Source organism: Hydrogenophaga crocea, from assembly GCF_011388215.1.
In the GTDB taxonomy this organism is placed as follows: domain Bacteria; phylum Pseudomonadota; class Gammaproteobacteria; order Burkholderiales; family Burkholderiaceae_C; genus Hydrogenophaga; species Hydrogenophaga crocea.
Genome location: NZ_CP049989.1, coordinates 4,044,215 through 4,062,391 on the forward strand (window position 1 = coordinate 4,044,215; position 18,177 = coordinate 4,062,391).

Sequence of the window (18,177 nt, forward strand, 5' to 3'; positions counted from 1 at the left end):
GGAAAGCCGCCGCCGGGGTGTACCCTCGCGCCTCGTCCGCCCCACAAGACACAGGCCCTGCCATGCCCATCCTGGAGACCAAGCTCAACCCCCGATCGGCCGAATTCCAGGCCAACGCCGAGGCCATGCGCGCCCAGGTCGAGGACCTGAAACGGCAACTGGCCAAGGCCGCGCAAGGCGGCGGCGAGGCCGCGCGCGCCAAGCACACGGCGCGCGGCAAGCTGCTGCCGCGCGACCGCGTGCAGATGCTGCTCGACCCCGGCACGCCCTTCCTCGAGCTGTCGCCGCTGGCCGCGCACGGCATGTACAACGGCGACGCGCCCTGCGCCGGCGTGATCGCGGGCATCGGCCGCGTGAGCGGGGTCGACTGCCTGATCGTCTGCAACGACGCGACCGTCAAGGGCGGCACCTACTACCCCATGACGGTGAAGAAGCACCTGCGCGCGCAGGAGGTGGCCATGCAGAACCGCCTGCCCTGCATCTACCTGGTGGACTCGGGCGGCGCCAACCTGCCCAACCAGGACGAGGTCTTCCCCGACCGCGAGCACTTCGGCCGCATCTTCTACAACCAGGCCAACATGAGCGCGCAGGGCATCGCGCAGATCGCGGTCGTCATGGGCTCGTGCACTGCGGGCGGCGCCTACGTGCCCGCGATGAGCGACGAGACCATCATCGTGAAGAACCAGGGCACCATCTTCCTGGGCGGCCCGCCGCTGGTGAAGGCCGCCATCGGCGAGATCGTGAGCGCCGAAGACCTGGGCGGCGGCGACGTGCACACCCGCCTCTCGGGCGTGGCCGACCACCTCGCGCAGAACGACGCCCACGCCATCGCGCTCGCGCGCCAGGCCGTGGCCACGCTCAACCGCCGCAAGGAAGTGGCGCAGGCGCTGATCGCGCCGCGCGCGCCCCTGTACGCGGCCGAAGAAATCTACGGCGTGATCCCCACCGACACGCGCAAGCCCTACGACGTGCGCGAGATCATCGCGCGCATCGTCGATGGCTCGGAGTTCCACGAGTTCAAGGCGCGCTACGGCAGCACCCTGGTCTGCGGCTTCGCGCACATCGAGGGTATGCCCATCGGCATCGTGGCCAACAACGGCGTGCTGTTCTCCGAGAGCGCGCAAAAAGGCGCGCACTTCATCGAGCTGTGCGGCCAGCGCAAGGTGCCGCTGCTGTTCCTGCAGAACATCACCGGCTTCATGGTGGGCCGCAAGTACGAGAGCGAAGGCATTGCGCGCCACGGCGCCAAGATGGTCACGGCCGTGGCCACGGTGCAGGTACCCAAGTTCACCATCATCATCGGCGGCAGCTACGGCGCGGGCAACTACGGCATGTGCGGCCGCGCCTACAGCCCGCGCTTCCTCTGGATGTGGCCCAACGCGCGCATCAGCGTGATGGGCGGCGAGCAGGCCGCGAGCGTGCTCGCCACCGTCAAGCGCGACGGCATCGAGGCCAAGGGCGGTCAGTGGAGTGCCGAAGAGGAAGCGGCCTTCAAGCAGCCGCTGCTCGACCAGTTCGCGCACCAGTCACACCCGTATTACGCGAGCGCCCGCCTCTGGGACGACGGTGTGATCGACCCTGCCGACACGCGCCGCATCCTGGCGCTCGCGATGTCGGCCACGCTCAACGCGCCCATCGGCGAGCCGAAGTTCGGCGTGTTCCGCATGTGAGCCGGGGCAGCGACCATGAAGCGCCTGGCCAAGCCCTTGCTGAACCGCCGCCACTGGATCGCGCTGGCGGCCGTGGCCACGCTGCCCGCCTGCGTGGTCGCGCCCTACGGCACCTACTACCGTCCCGAGACCCCGCTGGCGCGCGCCGAATGGCGGCGCGCGAACTGCCAGGGCAAGTCCGGGCCACAGACGGGTGTGCGGCTGGACCTGGGTGATGGCCTGTTCATCGCGGTGCGCAGCGTGCTCGACCGCGGGGACACGCGGGGCCTGCAGATCTCGCTGGCGTTCACGCTGCCGGCGCGCACGGTGATCGCGTTGTCCGGTCCTGTCGCGCTCGAGGTGGACGGCCAGCCCGTCGCGGCCCGTTTCACCGACCCGTCCTACGGCGGCCGCGCGCCCGGCCCGGGGGATCGCTGGCAGCAGGGCGAGCCGATCGAGACCTCGCGCTCGGGTGGGCGGGTGGAGTTGCAGGCGCTGGTGCCCCAGCCGGGCGCCCAGGTGCGGCTGTCCTGGCCCGCCGCGCAACGCAACGGGCAAGCACTGGTGCTGCCCGAGCTGGTCCTGCGCCGCCGCAGCTTCGACGGCGGCGTGGAACCCTTCAACTGCTGAGACGCCGTGGACGCACGCGCCCACTTCCACCTGCTCGCGCGCTACCACGCGTGGGCCACCCAGCGCCTGCTCGCCGCTGTGACCGCGCTCGACGACGACGCTTACCGGCGCGACGTGGGCCTGTTCTTCAAGAGCGTGCACGGCACGCTCAACCACCTGCTCGTGGGCGAATGCCTGCTGTGGTTCCGGCGCTTCGCGCACGGCGAGTCGCCGCGGCTCGCGCTCGACCACGAGGCCGAGCCCGACCGCGCGCGCCTGTCGCAAGCGTTGCAAGCGGGCGCCGAGGCCTGGGCCGACGCCATCGCCGCCTGGCCGGCCGAACGCTTCGAGGCCCGGCTGCGCTACACGCGCATGAACGGCGCCGAGGTCGATCTGCCCTTCGCCCCCACGCTGGCCCACGTGTTCAACCACGCCACCCACCACCGCGGCCAGATCACGGCCGCGCTCACCGCGTTCGGCGAGCCCGCGCCCGAGCTCGACCTCGTGTATTTCCTGCAGGCCCAAAAGACCCCGACCGGCTGAAGCCGGCGCACCGACGGAGACAAGCGCATGGAATCCACCATCTACGACACGCCCGAGCACCAGACCCTGCGCGAACAGGTGGCGCGCTTTCTCGCGCGCGAGGTCGAGCCGCACGCCGACGCCTGGGAGCGCCAGGGCTTCGTGCCGCGCGAGGTGCTGCGCCGCATGGGCCAGGCCGGCCTGCTGGGCCTGGCCTTCGAGGGCGAACACGGCGGCGGCGACGCCGACGCGCTGACCAACCTGGTGTTCGCCGAGGCGCTGTCGCAGAGCACCTACGCGGGCTTCGTCATCACCGTGCTCGTGCACACCGACATGGCCGGGCCCCACCTGCACCACGCGGGCAATGCCGCGCAGAAGGCCCGGCACCTGCCGCGCGTGTGCGCGGGCGAAGCCATCTGCGCCGTGGCCATCACCGAGCCCGGCGCCGGCTCCGACGTGGCGGGCATCCGCACGCGCGCCGTGCGCGACGGCGACCAATGGGTGATCAACGGCACCAAGATGTTCATCACCAACGGCGTGCACGCCGACCTGTACTTCGTCGCGGCCAAGACCGGCCCGGGCAAGCGCGAGGTCTCGATGTTCATCGTGGAGAAGGGTACGCCGGGTTTCAGCGTGGGCCGTGCGCTCCACAAGACCGGCTGGCTCAGCTCCGACACGGCCGAGCTCGTGTTCGACAACGTGCGCGTGCCCGCGGCCAACCTGCTCGGCGAAGAGGGCAAGGGCTTCTACGCGGTGATGCAGAACTTCCAGACCGAGCGCATCGCGCTCGGTGCCATGGCCGTGGGCCACTGCCAGCGCGCGCTGCAGCTCACGCTCGACCACGTGCGCCAGCGCCAGGCCTTCGGCGGCCCGCTGTGGGACCAGCAGACCATCCGCCAGCGCCTGTCCATGCTCGACGCCAAGGTGCGCGCGGCGCGCCAGTTCATGTACCACTGCGCCTGGAACGTGACCCAGGGCCGCGACATCGTGCAGCAGGTGTCCATGCTCAAGGCGCTCACCGGCGAGCTGGTGAACGAGGTGGTGCAGACCTGCCAGCAGTTCCACGGCGGCATGGGCTTCATCCGCGAGACCGCGATCGAGCGCCTGTGGCGCGACGCGCGCGTGCTCGCGATCGGCGGCGGCGCGACCGAGGTGATGCTCGAAGAAGTGGCCAAGAGGTATTGAGATGAGCGACGTGATCGAACTGACCCGCCCCAGCGCGCACGTGGCGCGCGTGTGGCTCAACCGCCCCGAGGTGCGCAACGCCTTCAACGACGAGGTGATCGCCGCGCTCACGCGCACCTTCGAAGCGCTTGCGCAGGACCCGGACCTGCGCGTGGTGGTGCTGGGCGCGCACGGCAAGGCCTTCTGCGCCGGCGCCGACCTCCACTGGATGAAGGCCATGGCCGGCTACAGCTGGGAAGAGAACCGCGCCGACGCGCAGCGCCTCGCCGACATGCTGTGGACCCTGGACCAGTGCCCCGTGCCCATCGTGGGCCGCATCCAGGGCGACTGTTACGCCGGCGGCATGGGCCTGGCCGCGGTGTGCGACGTGCTCGTGGCCGTCGAGGGCGCGACCTTCTGCCTGTCCGAGGCGCGCCTGGGCCTGCTGCCTGCCACCATCAGCCCCTACGTGGTCCGCGCCATGGGCGCGCAGTCGGCGCGCCGCTACATGGTCACGGCCGAGCGCTTCGGCGCCGCGCAGGCGCACGCGCTGGGCATGGTGCACGAACTCGCCACGCCCGACACGCTCGACGCCCGGGTCGACGAACTCGTGGCCACGCTGGTGGCCAACGGCCCGGCCGCGGTGCGCGCCTGCAAGGCCCTGGTGCGCGACGTCGCGGGCCAGCCGATCACGGCCGAGCTGCGCGGCGAGACCGCGCGCCGCATCGCCGACATCCGCGCCAGCGAGGAGGGCCGCGAGGGCCTGGCCTCGTTCCTGAACAAGCGCCCGCCGCACTGGCTCCCCTGAACCCGCCGAAAGACGCCCCATGTTCACCAAGATCCTGATCGCCAACCGCGGCGAAATCGCCTGCCGCGTCGCCGCCACCGCGCGCCGCCTGGGCATCCGCACCGTGGCCGTGTATTCCGACGCCGACGCCAGCGCCAAGCACGTGGCCGCCTGCGACGAGGCGGTGCACATCGGCGGCTCCGCGCCGCGCGAGAGCTACCTGCAGTGGGAGCGCATCATCGCGGCCGCGCAGGCCACGGGCGCGCAGGCCATCCACCCTGGCTACGGCTTCCTGAGCGAGAACGAGGCCTTCGCCGACGCCTGCGCCCGGGCCGGTCTGGTGTTCATCGGCCCGCCCTCGTCGGCCATCGAGGCCATGGGCCTCAAGGCCGAGTCCAAGCGCCTGATGGAGAAGGCCGGCGTGCCGCTGGTGCCGGGCTACCACGGCGCCGACCAGGACCCCGCGCTGCTGCAGCGCGAGGCCGACCGCATCGGCTTCCCGGCGCTCATCAAGGCCAGCGCGGGCGGCGGTGGCAAGGGCATGCGCGTGGTCGAGAAGAGCGAAGACTTCGCCGCCGCGCTCGCGAGCTGCCAGCGCGAGGCGCGCAACAGCTTCGGCAGCGACGCGGTGCTGATCGAGAAGTACGTGCAGCGCCCGCGCCACATCGAGATCCAGGTGTTCGGCGACGCGCACGGCCACTGCGTGTACCTGTTCGAGCGCGACTGCTCGGTGCAGCGCCGCCACCAGAAGGTGCTCGAAGAAGCGCCCGCGCCCGGCATGTCGCCCGAGCTGCGCCAGCGCATGGGCGAGGCCGCGGTGGCCGCGGCCAAGGCGGTGAACTACGTGGGTGCGGGCACGGTGGAATTCATCGTCGAGCAGCCCGAGGGCTACGACCACCCCGAGGCCATGCGCTTCTACTTCATGGAGATGAACACGCGGCTGCAGGTCGAGCACCCGGTGACCGAGGCCATCACCGGTCTCGACCTGGTGGAGTGGCAGCTGCGCGTGGCCGCGGGCGAGCCGCTGCCGCTGCAGCAGCACGAACTGCGCATGCAGGGCCACGCGATCGAGGCGCGCATCTGTGCCGAGAACCCCGACAACCAGTTCCTGCCCGCCACCGGCACGCTGCAGGTCTACCGCAAGCCCGCGCACAGCGCGTTCGAACGCGGGGCCATCCGCTTCGACGACGGCGTGCGCGAGGGCGACGCCATCAGCCCGTTCTACGACTCGATGATTGCCAAGCTCATCGTGCATGGCGACACGCGCGAGCAGGCGCTCGCGCGGCTCGACGCCGCCCTGGCCGAGACGCGCATCGTGGGCCTGGCCACCAACGTGCAGTTCCTGCGCCACGTGGTGGCGAGTGAATCGTTCGCGCGGGCGCGGCTCGACACCGCGCTGATCCCGCGCGAGGCCGCGGTGCTGTTCCAGCAGGACCGCGTGGGCACGCCCACGGCCGTGGCCGCCGCGGTCGCACAGACCCTGCGCGCCGAGCGCGCGCTCGAAGGCGCCGACCCGTTCTCGCGCCGCGACGGCTTCCGCTCGCACGGCCTCACCACGCGCCGCTTCGACTTCGAGGTGGCCGGCGAACGCCTGCAGGCCACGCTCACCTACGGCCGTGGCGGCGAGCCCACGCTCGCGCTCGGTGACCTGCAAGGCCCGCTGCGCTTCGAGGCCCTGCCCGATGGCCGCTTCGACCTGCAGTTCGCGGGCCGCCGCGACACCGTGCAGACCTGGACCACCGGCGAGACCGTGCACGTGTTCTGCGCGCGCGGCGCCACCAGCCTGGTCGAGATCGATCTGCTGGCCCACGCCGGCGAAGGCGAGGGCGACAGCGGCCGCCTCACCGCGCCCATGCCGGGCAAGGTGGTGTCGTTCGCGGTGAAGGCCGGCGACGCGGTGAAGAAGGGCCAGGCGCTCGCGGTGATGGAGGCCATGAAGATGGAGCACACCATCGCCGCGCCCGCCGACGGCACCGTGGCCGAACTGCTCTACGCGCCCGGCGACCAGGTGGCCGAGGGCGCGGAGCTGCTCAAGCTGGCGAGCGCGTGACAGGGCGCGCCGACCGCCCCGCGTAAGCTCGGCCCATGCACATCACCGTCTGCGTCAGCCAGCAAAAGCCCGAGCCCTGGCAACAGGGCCTGCAGGCCGCTTTCCCCGAAGCCACCGTGAGCGTGTGGCAGCCCGGCGCGCCCGCCGCCGATTTCGCGGTGGTGTGGGCGCCGCCGCAAGCCTTCTTCGATCAACAGCCCCGTCTCAAGGCCGCGTTCAACACCGGCGCGGGGGTGGACGCGCTGCTCGCGCTGCGCATCCCCGAGGCCACGCGCATCGTGCGGCTCGATGACGCGGGCATGTCGGTGCAGATGGCCGAGTTCGCCTGCCACGCGGTGATCCGCCACTTCCGCGAGCTCGACGGCTACGAGGCCGACGTGGCCGAGCGCCGCTGGACCTACCGCAAGCCGCGGGCGCGGGCCGACTTCCCCGTGGGCGTGATGGGCCTGGGCGTGCTCGGCGAGCGCGTGGCGCGCGCGCTCACGGTGTTCGAGTTTCCGGTGCATGGCTGGAGCCGCACGCCCAAGGCCATCGAGGGCGTGACCACCCACGCGGGCGAGGCGCAGCTCGACGCCTTCCTGTCGCAGTGCCGCGTGCTCATCAACCTGCTGCCGCTCACGCCCGACACCGAGAACATCCTGAACCGCCGCACGCTGGGCCTGCTGCGCCCCGGCGGCTACGTGATCAACCTCGCGCGCGGCGCGCACCTGGTCGACGCCGACCTGCTCGCGCTGCTCGACGAAGGCCACCTGGCCGGCGCCACGCTCGACGTGTTCCGCACCGAACCCCTGCCTGCCGACCATGGTTTCTGGAAGCACCCGAAAATCACGGTCACGCCGCACACCTCGGCGCGCACCCTGCGCGACGAGAGCATCGCCCAGATCGCGCGCAAGATCGCCGCGCTGCAACGCGGCGAGGCCGTGGCCGGCGAGGTCGACCGCCGCCGCGGTTATTGAACAAGGACGCCCCATGAACAACCTGCCCTCCCGCGTGAAGATCGTCGACGTGGGCCCGCGCGACGGCCTGCAGAACGAGAAGCAGCCCGTGCCCGCCGCGGTCAAGATCGAGCTGGTGCACCGCCTGCAGGCCGCGGGCCTCAAAGAGATCGAGGTCACGAGCTACGTGAGCCCCAAATGGGTGCCGCAGATGGCCGACAACCACGCGGTGATGCAGGGCGTGCGGCGCCAGCCCGGCGTGCGCTACTCGGTGCTCACGCCCAACCTCAAGGGCTTCGAGGCCGCGCTGGCCGACAAGCCGGACGAGATCGTGGTGTTCGGCGCCGCCAGCGAGGCCTTCAGCCAGAAGAACATCAACTGCAGCATCGCCGAGAGCATCGAGCGCTTCGCGCCCGTGGTGCAGGCCGCCAAGGCCGCGGGCATCGCGGTGCGCGGCGCCATGAGCTGCACCGTGGGCTGCCCCTACGAAGGCGACGTGCCGCCCTCGCGCGTGGACTACCTCGCGGGCCTCATGAAGGGCATCGGCGTGGAGCACGTGGGCGTGGCCGACACCATCGGCGTGGGCACGCCGAAGAAGGTTCAGGCCGCGATCGAGGCCACGCTCAAGCACTTCCACATCGACCAGGTCTCGGGCCACTTCCACGACACCTACGGCCAGGCCGTGGCCAACACCCTGGCCGCGCTCGAGATGGGCGTGTGGCACCACGACACCTCGGTGGCCGGCCTGGGCGGCTGCCCCTACGCCAAGGGCGCCACCGGCAACGTGGCCACCGAAGACGTGGTCTACCTGCTGCACGGCATGGGTATCGAGACCGGCATCGACCTCGACGCGCTGATCGACGCCGGCACCTACATCAGCGAACAGCTGGGCCGGCCCACCAACTCGCGCGTGGCGCGCGCGCTGCTCGCCAAGCGGCAGGGCTGACGCCGCCGACGGGCCGATCGGCAGCCCCCTACCATCCCGGGCCATGAGCTTGAATTCCGCTGCCCCCACCCCCGCCATCCAGCGCGTGGCCGACCGCCTCGCCGCGCTCGGCCATGCCCATGCCCCCGTGATGCTCGACGACGCCGCGCGCACCGCGCAGCAGGCCGCCGACGCGCTCGGCGTGGCGCTGGGCCAGATCGCCAAGAGCATCATCTTCCGCCGCAAGAGCGACGAACGCGCCGTGCTCGTCATCACCTCGGGCGACCGCCGCGTGGACGAAAAGCGCGTGCAGGACATCGTGTGCGCCGAAGCCGGCGGCAAGCTCGGCCGCGCCGACGCCGAGTTCGTGAAGGCGCAGACCGGCTTCTCCATCGGCGGCGTGTCGCCGCTCGCGCACGCGAACGAACCCGTCACGCTGATCGACCGCGAGCTGTTCCGCTTCGACGTGATCTGGGCCGCCGCGGGCCACCCGCACGCGGTGTTCCCGCTCACGCCGCAGGAGCTTGCGCGCTACACCGGCGCGCCCGTGGCCGACGTGGTGCAGATTGAAACCGCATGAGCCAGACGCCCGAGCGCCCCAACCTCGCGCGCGCCCGCCTGCGCCAGCCCGGCGTGGCCGTGCCCTCGCCGTGCATCAACGTGTGCCGGCTCGACGAACGCAGCCTGATGTGTGTGGGCTGCCGGCGCACGCTCGACGAGATCGGCGCCTGGAGCCGCCTGGACGACGCCGCCAAGCTCGCCGTGTGGGCGCAGCTCGAAACCCGCGAGGTGCCCGCATGACCGAGCTGCAGTTCTTCTACGACCCGATCTCGCCCTACGCCCACCTGGCCTTCGCGGCCTTGCCGCAGGCGCTCGAAGGCCACAGCGTGGCGGTGCGCTACCGCCCGGTGCTGTTCGCGGCGCTGCTCAAGGCCCACGGCCAGCTCGGCCCGGCCGAGATCCCGGGCAAGCGCGACTGGACCTACCGCCAGGTGCAGTGGCTCGCGCACCGCCACGGCATCCGCCTCGACATGCCCGCGGCCCATCCCTTCAACCCGCTGCCGCTGCTGCGCCTGGGCTTGGCCACCGCGCAGGACGAGGCGCCCGGCGACACCAACCGCTACGTCACCGGGCTGCTGTTCGAGCACGTGTGGCACGGCGGCGCCGACGCGGCCGATCCGGCGCGCCTGGCCGCGCTGCAGGAACGCCTGCAGGACCACATGCGCCAGCGCGGCCGCGAATGGCTCGCGCCCGACGGCGACACCGTGAAGCAGCGCCTGCGCGCCAACACCGACGAAGCGCTCGCGCTCGGTCTGTTCGGCGTGCCCGCGGTGGTGGCCGATGGCCGCGTGTTCTGGGGCTTCGACGCCCTGCCCATGCTGCAGGCCTGGCTCGCGGGCGACGCCTGGTTCGACAGCGGCGCCTGGGAGCGCGCGGGGCAGACCGCGGTGGGCGTGCAGCGGCGCTGACGGGCCCGGTATCCGCCCGCGACGGACGGTTTATCTGCTTTTATCGCAGGCGAGATAATTTACGTCTCCCCTGATAAAAGGCGATAAATTGATCCACTTTCCACGCCCAGCCCTGGCGCAGCAACTGGTCGAAGCCTTGCTCGGCAAGGCCGTCTTTGGCGATGCGCACAACGGTTTGTTTCTCGCCGCTCCGCGGCGCACGGGCAAGTCCACGTTCTTGCAGGCCGACCTGAAGCCGGCGCTGGAGCGGGCCGGCGTGACCGTGGCTTACGTGGACCTGTGGGCCGATCCGCGGCGCGATCCCGGCGAGCTGATCGCGGACGCGATCGCCCGCGCGCTCGCGTCACGGCTGGGCGTGGTGACCCGCACCGCCAAGGCGGCGGGCCTGGAAAGCGTGACCGTGGCCGGTGCGCTCAAGATCGATCTGGGCAAGATCGGCCGTGTCGATGGAGCAACATTGCCAGAGGCGCTGCGGATGTTGTGCGACGCCGCCCGATCGCCGGTGGCCCTCATCGTCGACGAGGCACAGCATGCGCTGACAAGCGAGGCCGGCGAGGCGACGATGGCTGCGCTCAAGTCCGCGCGCGACCAGCTCAATCGGCCGGGCGAGGTGCATCTCATGCTCGTGATGTCGGGGTCCGACCGCGACAAGTTGCTGCGTCTGGTCAACACCGGCGGCGCGCCGTTCTACGGCTCGCAGATCACCCGCATGCCGCCTCTGGGGCCCGAGTTCATTCAGCACGTCGCGCAACTCGTGGTCCGGCAGCGTCCTGACCTGCAACCCGTGGACGTGGCCTGTCTGTCGAAGGCCTTTGACGGCTTCGGCCAGCGGCCGCAGTTCTTCATGGAGGCACTGGGCCAGGCCCTCAGCCCGGTGGCGGGTCTGAACGAGCGCTTCGAGTTGGCCGTTCTGAACGCCGCCCTGCGCCGGCAGCAGGACGACGAAGCCCAGATGGAGTCCGACTTTCTGGCGCTCAAGCCCCTGGAGCGTGCGGTTCTTTGGCGCCTGCTCGAGCAAGGGCCGCGCTTTCGGCCCTACGACGGCGACGCCTTGGCCTTCTACCGTGGCCAGGCCGGCGCGCGCGTGACGCCCCAGATGGCTCAGCGAGCATTGGAATCGCTGCGCGAGCGCACGCCGTCGCTGGTGTGGAAGTCGGCCCGCGGGGAATACGCGGTGGACGACGCGGCCATGCACCGCTGGTTCGAACAATGCGTGAAGGCGCGGCGCTGGCCGCCCGAGGACCGCCAAGGGGCGTTGGAGCTTCTGACAAAACCATGACCGGCACCCGCGCGCCGGAATCCTTGTCCTGACGTGGCGACACAGCCGCCATCGAACAGGCGGTCGACCACCGCCAGGGAGCCCGCATGGCACTAGGCGTTTTTCAGGCCGCGTTGCGGCAATGGTGCGAATTCGCGGGCCTGCCCGCGCCCCAGGCCCCCCAGGCCTGCCTGCCGTTCACGCTCGACGGCTTCGCCCTGGAGCTGTGCTATTCGGCCTTCGACGCGCCCCACCTGCTGCAGGCGCGCATCCCCATCGGCCGCCTCGATGCCGGGCAGGGCGACGCGGTGCTGGGCCGGCTGCTGCAATTGAACCTGCAGAGCGTGCCCCGGCACCTGGGCGTGCTGGCCTGCGACGGCAACAGCCGCCACGTGTACCTGCTGCAGGTGCTCTGGCTCGCCGAGCCGGAGGGTGCCCAGCGCCTCATGCAGGAGCTGCGCCGCGCGCTCGCGCACGCGCGTTACGTGCAGGCCGTGTTGCGCGAGGCCACCCTCGCGCCCGACGACCGCAACAGCCGCGAACGCGCGCACGCGCTGCTGGCCCGCACCGCCTGAGACCGCGTGGGCCGCATGGGCCGTGCGCGGCCTCAGGCCCCGAAGGCCTCGCCCAGCGTGAGCACCTGCCCGGTCTGCGCGGCCTCGTAACCCTTGAGCGCGGCCACGCGCGCGCGGAACGCCGGCGAGCGCAGCACCGCGAGCACCGGCTTGAACGCGTCGCGCTGCAGCGCGTCGGCCGGCACCGCGAAGAAATAGCGCTCGCGCAGCAAGGGAATGAAGTGCAGGCCGAATCGCTGCGCCGCGGTCTGCACGCCGACGCCCACGTCGGCCATGCCGCTGGCCACGTAGGCCGCCACGGCCGCGTGCGTGAGCTCGGTGTTGTCCCAGCCGCTCACCGCGCGTGCCGCCAGGCCCTGGCGCTGCAGCAGCAGTTCGGTGAGCACGCGCGTGCCCGAGCCCTCGGGCCGGTTCACGAAACGCAGGCCCGGGCGGCCCAGGTCGGCCAGCCCGCGCAGGCCCAGCGGATTGCCCGGGGCCACGAACAGGCCTTGCGTGCGCACCGCCAGGTGCACCAGCCGGTGGCGCTCGGGTTGCAGCCAGGCGCGGTAGCGCGCCGCGGCCTCGGCCTCGAACGCGCCCAGCGGCACGTGAAAGCCCGCGAGCTCGCATTCCCCGTGCGCGAGCGCGGCCACCGCCTCCAGGCTGTTGCGGTAGCGCACCTCCACCGCCACCTCGCGCGCGGCGAGCTGCTCGCGCAGCGCGGCCACCGCGAAGCCGTGGCTCGCGTGCAGGCGCGGCACGGCGCGGGTGCGCCGCTGCACGCGGCCCAGTTCGCCTTCGAGCTCCGAGGCCAGCGATTCGAGCAGCGGCTGCAGGCGCGCGCCGATGCGCGCGTCGGCCCAGACCAGCTTCTCGCCGAGCTCGGTCAGCGCCGAGCCGCGGCCGCGCCCGCGCATCAGCAGCGGCTGGCCGAACAGCGCCTCGGCCTGCTGCAGCAGGCCCCAGGCGTGGCGGTACGACAGGCCCAGCTCGCGCCCGGCCTGCGCGATGCTGCCCGTGCCCTGCACCGTGGCGAGCAGGTCGAGCAGGGCGGTGGCGTCGAGCGTGTCGGTTTCGCTGCGGCCCACGCGCCAGTGCGGGTGCAGGCTCACGTGCAGGGCGGCGGCGGGGCGGGCGGGCATGACGGATTCCCAATGTGCAAGGCCGAACATATTAAGCGGCGTCCATGGTGCTACCGTGCCGCCACTGTCCGGACCCCACGATGAACACCCCTTCCGCCACACCCGTGGTCATCCCCATCCGCCCGCTGGAACGGCAGGCGCACGGGGCGGCCCGCCGCACCCCCAAGGGCCGCCAGGTCGAGCCGGCCGCACGCGAGCGCGTGGCCGCGCTCTGCGAAGGCCTGGCGCCGCGCGCCGACCTGCTGATCGAGCACCTGCACCGCCTCAACGACGCCGAGGGCGCGCTGCGCCAGGGCCATCTCGCGGCGCTGGCCGAGCGGCTGCGCCTGAGCCAGGTCGAGGTCTTCGAGGTCGCGAGCTTCTACCACCACTTCAAGATCGTCGACGACACCGCCGAGGTGCCGCGCACCACGGTGCGCGTGTGCACCAGCCTGGCCTGCGCCATGGCCGGCGGCGAGGACCTGCTCGCGCGCACGCGGGCCGCGCTCGCGGACCGTCCGCACCTGGCCGTCGAGCCCGTGCCTTGCATCGGCCAGTGCCACCAGGCGCCCGCGGCCTGCGTGGGCCAGCACCAGTTGCCGCACGCCAGCCCCGAGGCCATCGGCGACGCCATCGCGCGCGGCGACACCGGCCCGCGCGCGCTGCCCGCGCCGCAGGCCAATGCGCTCACACAACTGCAGCGGCTGCTGGCGGGCGCGCTCACGGGCGACGCGGTGATCGCCGAGCTCAAGGCCGCGAACCTGCGCGGCCTGGGTGGCGCGGGCTTTCCGGCCTGGCGCAAGTGGGACACGGTGCGCGCCCAGCCGGGCGTGCGCTACGGCGTGGTCAACATCGACGAAGGCGAGGTCGGCACCTTCAAGGACTGGCACGTGCTCACCACGGGCGCACCGCAGGTGCTCGAAGGCCTGCTGATCGCGGCCGAGGTGGTGGGCCTGAGCCACGTGTGGCTCTACCTGCGCGACGAGTACCACGACGCGCGCGCGCTGCTCGAACGCGAGATCGCATCCCTGCGGCCGCGGCTGCAGGCGCTGGCCGAGCGCTTCCCCGGCTACCGTGCGCCGGCGATCGAACTGCGCCGCGGCGCGGGCGCCTACGTGTGCGGCGAAGAGTCGGCGCTGATCGAATCGATCGAAGGCAAGCGCGGCCTGCCGCGCCTGAAGCCGCCCATCGTGGCGCACCACGGCGTGTTCGGCCGGCCCACGCTCGCGCACAACCTCGAAACCCTGTGGTGGGTGCCGCTGCTGCTCGCGCAGGGCGGCGCCACCTGGGCCGCGCAGGGCCGCCGCGGCCGCCACGGCCTGCGGCGCTTTTCGGTCTCGGGCCGCGTGAAACGGCCGGGCGTGCACCTCGCGCCCGCGGGCATCACGCTGCGCGAGCTCATCGACGAATTCGCCGGCGGCATGGCCGAGGGCCACACGCTGCACGCTTTCCTGCCCGGCGGCGCCTCGGGCGGCATCCTGCCCGCGTCGCTGGCCGACGTGCCGCTGGACTTCGACACCCTGGCCGAGCACGGCGCCTTCGTGGGATCGATGGCGGTGGTGGTGCTGGGCCAGCACGACCGCGCGCGCGACGCGGCGCTCAACCTCATGCGCTTCTTCGAACACGAATCCTGCGGCCAGTGCACGCCCTGCCGCGCCGGCACCGGCCAGCTCGTGCGCCTCATGCAGTCGCCTGCCTGGGACGGCGAGCGCATGGACGAACTCTCGGCCGTGATGCGCGAGGCCAGCATCTGCGGCCTGGGCCAGGCCGCGCCCAACCCGGTGGACAGCGTGCGCCGGTTCTTCCCCGACGAGGTGGGCCCGTGAACATCCCCTTCATCCTCGATGGCCGCGCGGTGGAGGCCGCACCCGGCGAAACCCTGCTGCAGGCCGCCGATCGCGCGGGCGTCGTGCTGCCGCGCCTGTGCGCGAGCGACGGCCTGCGCCCCGCGGGCAACTGCCGCGCCTGCGTGGTCGAGATCGAGGGCGATCGCGTGCTCGCGCCCTCGTGCTGCCGCGCACCGAGCGCGGGCATGGTGGTCAAGAGCGACACGCCGCGCGCGGCGACCGCGCGCCGAACCGTGCTCGAACTGCTGCTGGCCGACGCGCCCGGCACCGCCGCGCTCAAACACGACAGCGAGCTCGCGCACTGGGCGCGCGAAACCGGCGCGCGCGCCGGGCACTTCGCCGCGCGCGAGGCCGTGGCAGAAGACCGCTCCCATCCGGCGATGGCCGTGAACCGCGACGCCTGCATCCAGTGCACGCGCTGCATCCGCGCCTGCCGCGAGACCCAGGGCAACGACGTGCTGGGCCTGGCCTTCCGCGGCGGCCACGCGCAGATCGTGTTCGACCAGAACGACCCCCTGGGCGACAGCACCTGCGTGGCCTGTGGCGAGTGCGTGCAGGCCTGCCCCACGGGCGCCATCGCGCCCGCCAACGGTGCCTTCGCCAAGCCCTCGCTCAAGCAGGTCGATTCGGTCTGCCCCTTCTGCGGCGTGGGCTGCCAGCTTCGCTACCACGTCGATGAGAACGACCGCATCGCGCACGTCGAGGGCATCGCGGGCCCGGCCAACGAAGGCCGGCTCTGCGTGAAAGGCCGCTTCGGCTTCGACTACGCGCACAGCCCCGAGCGTCTCACGCGCCCGCTGGTGCGCCGCGCCGGCGTGGCCAAGGACCCGCTGGCCGTGGGCCGCCGCCTCACGCCCGACGAGCTGCGCGCGCAGTTCCGCGAAGCGAGCTGGGACGAAGCGCTCGATCTCGCCGCCGCGGGTTTCCAGCGCGCCTTGCAGGCCACGGCCGCGCGCGGTCGCGCGAGCCCGGTTGCGGGCTTCGGCTCGGCCAAGGGCACGAACGAAGAGGCCTACCTGTTCCAGAAGCTCGTGCGCAGCGCCTTCGGCACCCACAACGTGGACCACTGCACGCGCCTGTGCCACGCCTCCAGCGTGGCCGCGCTCATGGAGGGTCTGGGCTCGGCCGTGGTCACCAACCCGCTGCGCGACGTGGCCCACGCCGATTTCGTGCTCTTGATCGGCGCCAACCCGGCGCAGAACCACCCGGTGGGTGCGACCTGGATCAAGAACGCGGTGAAGCGCGGCACCCGCCTGGTGCTGGCCGACCCGCGCCGCACCGAGCTCGCGCGCCACGCCTGGAAGCACCTGGGCTTCCAGCCCGGCAGCGACGTGGCCCTGCTCAACGCGCTGCTGCACGTGATCGTGGCCGAGGGCCTGACCGACCCCGCCTACATCGCCGCCCACACGCGCGATTTCGAGCTCATCCGCGAACACGTGGCGGCGTTCACGCCCGAGGCCATGGCCCCGGTCTGCGGCATCGACGCGGCCACGCTGCGCGAGGTCGCGCGCGCCTACGCCACCGCAAAGAACGCCATGATCCTCTGGGGCATGGGCGTGAGCCAGCACACCCACGGCACCGACAACGCGCGCTGCCTGATCGCGCTCGCGCTGGTCACGGGCCAGATCGGCCGCCCGGGCACCGGCCTGCACCCGCTGCGTGGCCAGAACAACGTGCAGGGCGCGAGCGACGCCGGCCTGATCCCCATGGTGCTGCCCGACTACGCGCGCGTGGGCGACGGCGCCGCGCGCGGCAAGGCCGAGGCGCTCTGGGGCCTGCCCGCGGGCACGCTGGGCAGCGAGCCCGGCCTTACCGTGGTCGAGATCGTCGATGCCGCGCACCGCGGCGAGATCACCGCCATGCTGGTGCAGGGCGAGAACCCCGCCATGAGCGACCCCGACGCGACCCACGCGCGCGAAGCGCTCGCGGGCCTGCGGCACCTGGTGGTGATCGACATCTTCCTGACCGAGACCGCCACGCTCGCCGACGTGGTGCTGCCCGCCACCGCCTGGCCCGAGAAGACCGGCAGCGTGACCAACACCGACCGCTGCGTGCAGCTCGGCCGCAAGGCCGTGGGCGCGCCGGGCGAGGCGCGCGCCGACGCCTGGATCACCGAGCAGCTCGCGCAGCGCCTGGGCCTGGCCTGGCGCTACGGCGTGGCGCCCGACGGCAGCGGCAGCGCCGACGCCACGCAGGGCATCGCCGCGGTGTACGAAGAGATGCGCGCGCTCATGCCCAGCATCCGCGGCCTGAGCTGGCCGCGCCTGTGGCGCGAGGGCGCGGTCACCTACCCGGTGGCCGACGAGGCCGACCCCGGCCAGCCCGTGGTGTTCACCGACGGCTTTCCCACCGCCGACGGCCGCGGCCGCCTGGTGCCCGCGGCGCTCACGCCGCCGGCCGAAACGCCCGATCCGCAGTTCCCGCTGGTGCTGATCACCGGCCGCCAGCTCGAACACTGGCACACCGGCAGCATGACGCGGCGCGCCACGGTGCTCGACGCGATCGAGCCCGGCCCGGTGGTGAGCCTGCACCCGCAGACCGCGGCCCGGCTGGGGCTGCGCGCGGGCGCGGCGGCGCGCGTGGCTTCGCGCCGGGGCGTCATCACGCTGCCGGTGCGCTTTGACGACGCGCTGCCCGCCGACACCGCCTTCATCCCCTTCGCCTACCGCGAGGCCGCGGCCAACGTGCTCACCAACCCCGCGCTCGACCCGGTGGGCAAGATCGCCGAGCTCAAGTACTGCGCGGTGGATGTCAGGCCGGAAGCCACGTCCGCTTGACGGGCATCAAGCCGGGTTGTGCGGTCCCGGCCCAGAATGGGCCTTCACCACACAACCCAGGAGGCCCGCATGTTCAAGAAGATCCTCGTTCCCACCGACGGCTCGGCGGTCGGCATCAAGGCCGCGGCCATGGCCGCGGAGATCGCCCAGGGCTCGGGCGGCCAGGTGGTCGGGGTCTACGTGATCGATCCCTTCCCCTACATCGGCATCGGCGATGCGTCGGCTGTGGGTCTGCAGAGCTACCTCAACGACGCCAAGCGCGTGGCCGGCGCCGCGCTGGCGGTGGTGGCCGAGGCCTGCCGCGCGCGCGGCGTGCCTTTCGCGGGCGACACCATCGAGCGCAACATGGTCTGGGAGGGCATTCTCGAAACCGCCCAGGCCGAGGGCTGCGACCTGGTGGTGATGGGCTCGCACGGCCGCCAGGGCGTGAAGGCGTTGATTCTCGGCAGCGTGGCGCAGAAAGTGCTCACGCACGCCAAGCAGCCGGTGCTGATCGTGAAGGAATGA

The 18,177-nt window shown here is 72.2% G+C and carries 17 protein-coding genes; 16 read left to right on the top strand and 1 reads right to left on the bottom strand.

The genetic code is table 11. From position 1 onward, the window contains the following. The first annotated feature begins 62 nt into the window (after nt 1-62). From G9Q37_RS19210 to G9Q37_RS19270, 13 genes are all read left to right on the top strand, one after another. Complete coding sequence (locus G9Q37_RS19210) at nt 63-1,670, top strand: carboxyl transferase domain-containing protein (protein ID WP_166229798.1); 1,608 nt, start codon at nt 63-65, stop codon at nt 1,668-1,670. A 15-nt stretch (nt 1,671-1,685) separates the two neighbouring features. Next, nucleotides 1,686-2,279: a hypothetical protein gene (locus tag G9Q37_RS19215; protein ID WP_166229800.1), complete on the top strand. Its 594-nt coding sequence runs from the start codon at nt 1,686-1,688 to the stop codon at nt 2,277-2,279. A gap of 6 nt (nt 2,280-2,285) precedes the next feature. After that, a complete protein-coding gene (locus G9Q37_RS19220) occupies nt 2,286-2,801 on the top strand; it encodes a DinB family protein (RefSeq protein WP_166229802.1) in 516 nt (171 codons plus the stop codon). A 27-nt stretch (nt 2,802-2,828) separates the two neighbouring features. Beyond that, entirely contained in the window at nt 2,829-3,965 is a 1,137-nt protein-coding gene (locus G9Q37_RS19225; RefSeq protein ID WP_166229804.1) for an acyl-CoA dehydrogenase family protein, read from the top strand. Nucleotide 3,966: 1 nt separating this feature from the next. Further along, the gene (locus G9Q37_RS19230; protein ID WP_166229806.1) at nt 3,967-4,752 is read left to right on the top strand and encodes an enoyl-CoA hydratase/isomerase family protein; all 786 of its coding nucleotides are present in this window, start codon (nt 3,967-3,969) and stop codon (nt 4,750-4,752) included. A gap of 19 nt (nt 4,753-4,771) precedes the next feature. Next, the gene (locus tag G9Q37_RS19235) at nt 4,772-6,781 is read left to right on the top strand and encodes an acetyl/propionyl/methylcrotonyl-CoA carboxylase subunit alpha (protein WP_166229808.1); all 2,010 of its coding nucleotides are present in this window, start codon (nt 4,772-4,774) and stop codon (nt 6,779-6,781) included. 35 nt (nt 6,782-6,816) lie between these two features. Then, nucleotides 6,817-7,737 (top strand): 2-hydroxyacid dehydrogenase, encoded by a 921-nt coding sequence (locus tag G9Q37_RS19240; protein WP_166229810.1) that lies wholly within the window; start codon nt 6,817-6,819, stop codon nt 7,735-7,737. A gap of 13 nt (nt 7,738-7,750) precedes the next feature. Further along, nucleotides 7,751-8,662, top strand: a complete 912-nt coding sequence (locus G9Q37_RS19245; RefSeq protein ID WP_166229812.1) for a hydroxymethylglutaryl-CoA lyase — start codon at nt 7,751-7,753, stop codon at nt 8,660-8,662. Between the two features lie 43 nt (nt 8,663-8,705). Then, the gene (locus G9Q37_RS19250) at nt 8,706-9,221 is read left to right on the top strand and encodes a YbaK/EbsC family protein (protein WP_166229814.1); all 516 of its coding nucleotides are present in this window, start codon (nt 8,706-8,708) and stop codon (nt 9,219-9,221) included. Next, entirely contained in the window at nt 9,218-9,442 is a 225-nt protein-coding gene (locus tag G9Q37_RS19255) for a DUF1289 domain-containing protein (RefSeq protein ID WP_166229816.1), read from the top strand. Before G9Q37_RS19250 ends, G9Q37_RS19255 begins: the two co-directional genes overlap by 4 nt. Further along, nucleotides 9,439-10,110, top strand: a complete 672-nt coding sequence (locus tag G9Q37_RS19260; protein ID WP_166229818.1) for a 2-hydroxychromene-2-carboxylate isomerase — start codon at nt 9,439-9,441, stop codon at nt 10,108-10,110. The genes G9Q37_RS19255 and G9Q37_RS19260 overlap by 4 nt, the downstream gene beginning before the upstream one ends. Before the next feature lie 88 nt (nt 10,111-10,198). Then, on the top strand, nt 10,199-11,389 hold the full coding sequence (locus tag G9Q37_RS19265; RefSeq protein ID WP_166229820.1) for an AAA family ATPase: 1,191 nt from the start codon (nt 10,199-10,201) through the stop codon (nt 11,387-11,389). Nucleotides 11,390-11,475: 86 nt separating this feature from the next. After that, nucleotides 11,476-11,943, top strand: coding sequence for a CesT family type III secretion system chaperone (locus G9Q37_RS19270; protein WP_166229822.1), 468 nt, complete (start codon nt 11,476-11,478; stop codon nt 11,941-11,943). A gap of 32 nt (nt 11,944-11,975) precedes the next feature. On the opposite strand, the gene G9Q37_RS19275 is transcribed toward G9Q37_RS19270, so the two are convergent. Then, entirely contained in the window at nt 11,976-13,067 is a 1,092-nt protein-coding gene (locus G9Q37_RS19275; RefSeq protein WP_166229823.1) for a substrate-binding domain-containing protein, read from the bottom strand. Nucleotides 13,068-13,147: 80 nt separating this feature from the next. On the opposite strand from G9Q37_RS19275, the gene G9Q37_RS19280 reads away from it, so the two are divergent. The 3 genes from G9Q37_RS19280 (at nt 13,148) to G9Q37_RS19290 (ending at nt 18,177) form a co-directional block, all read left to right on the top strand. Beyond that, entirely contained in the window at nt 13,148-14,872 is a 1,725-nt protein-coding gene (locus G9Q37_RS19280) for an NADH-ubiquinone oxidoreductase-F iron-sulfur binding region domain-containing protein (RefSeq protein ID WP_166229824.1), read from the top strand. Next, a complete protein-coding gene (locus tag G9Q37_RS19285; RefSeq protein ID WP_166229826.1) occupies nt 14,869-17,670 on the top strand; it encodes a molybdopterin-dependent oxidoreductase in 2,802 nt (933 codons plus the stop codon). The genes G9Q37_RS19280 and G9Q37_RS19285 overlap by 4 nt, the downstream gene beginning before the upstream one ends. A gap of 69 nt (nt 17,671-17,739) precedes the next feature. After that, entirely contained in the window at nt 17,740-18,177 is a 438-nt protein-coding gene (locus G9Q37_RS19290; protein ID WP_166229828.1) for a universal stress protein, read from the top strand.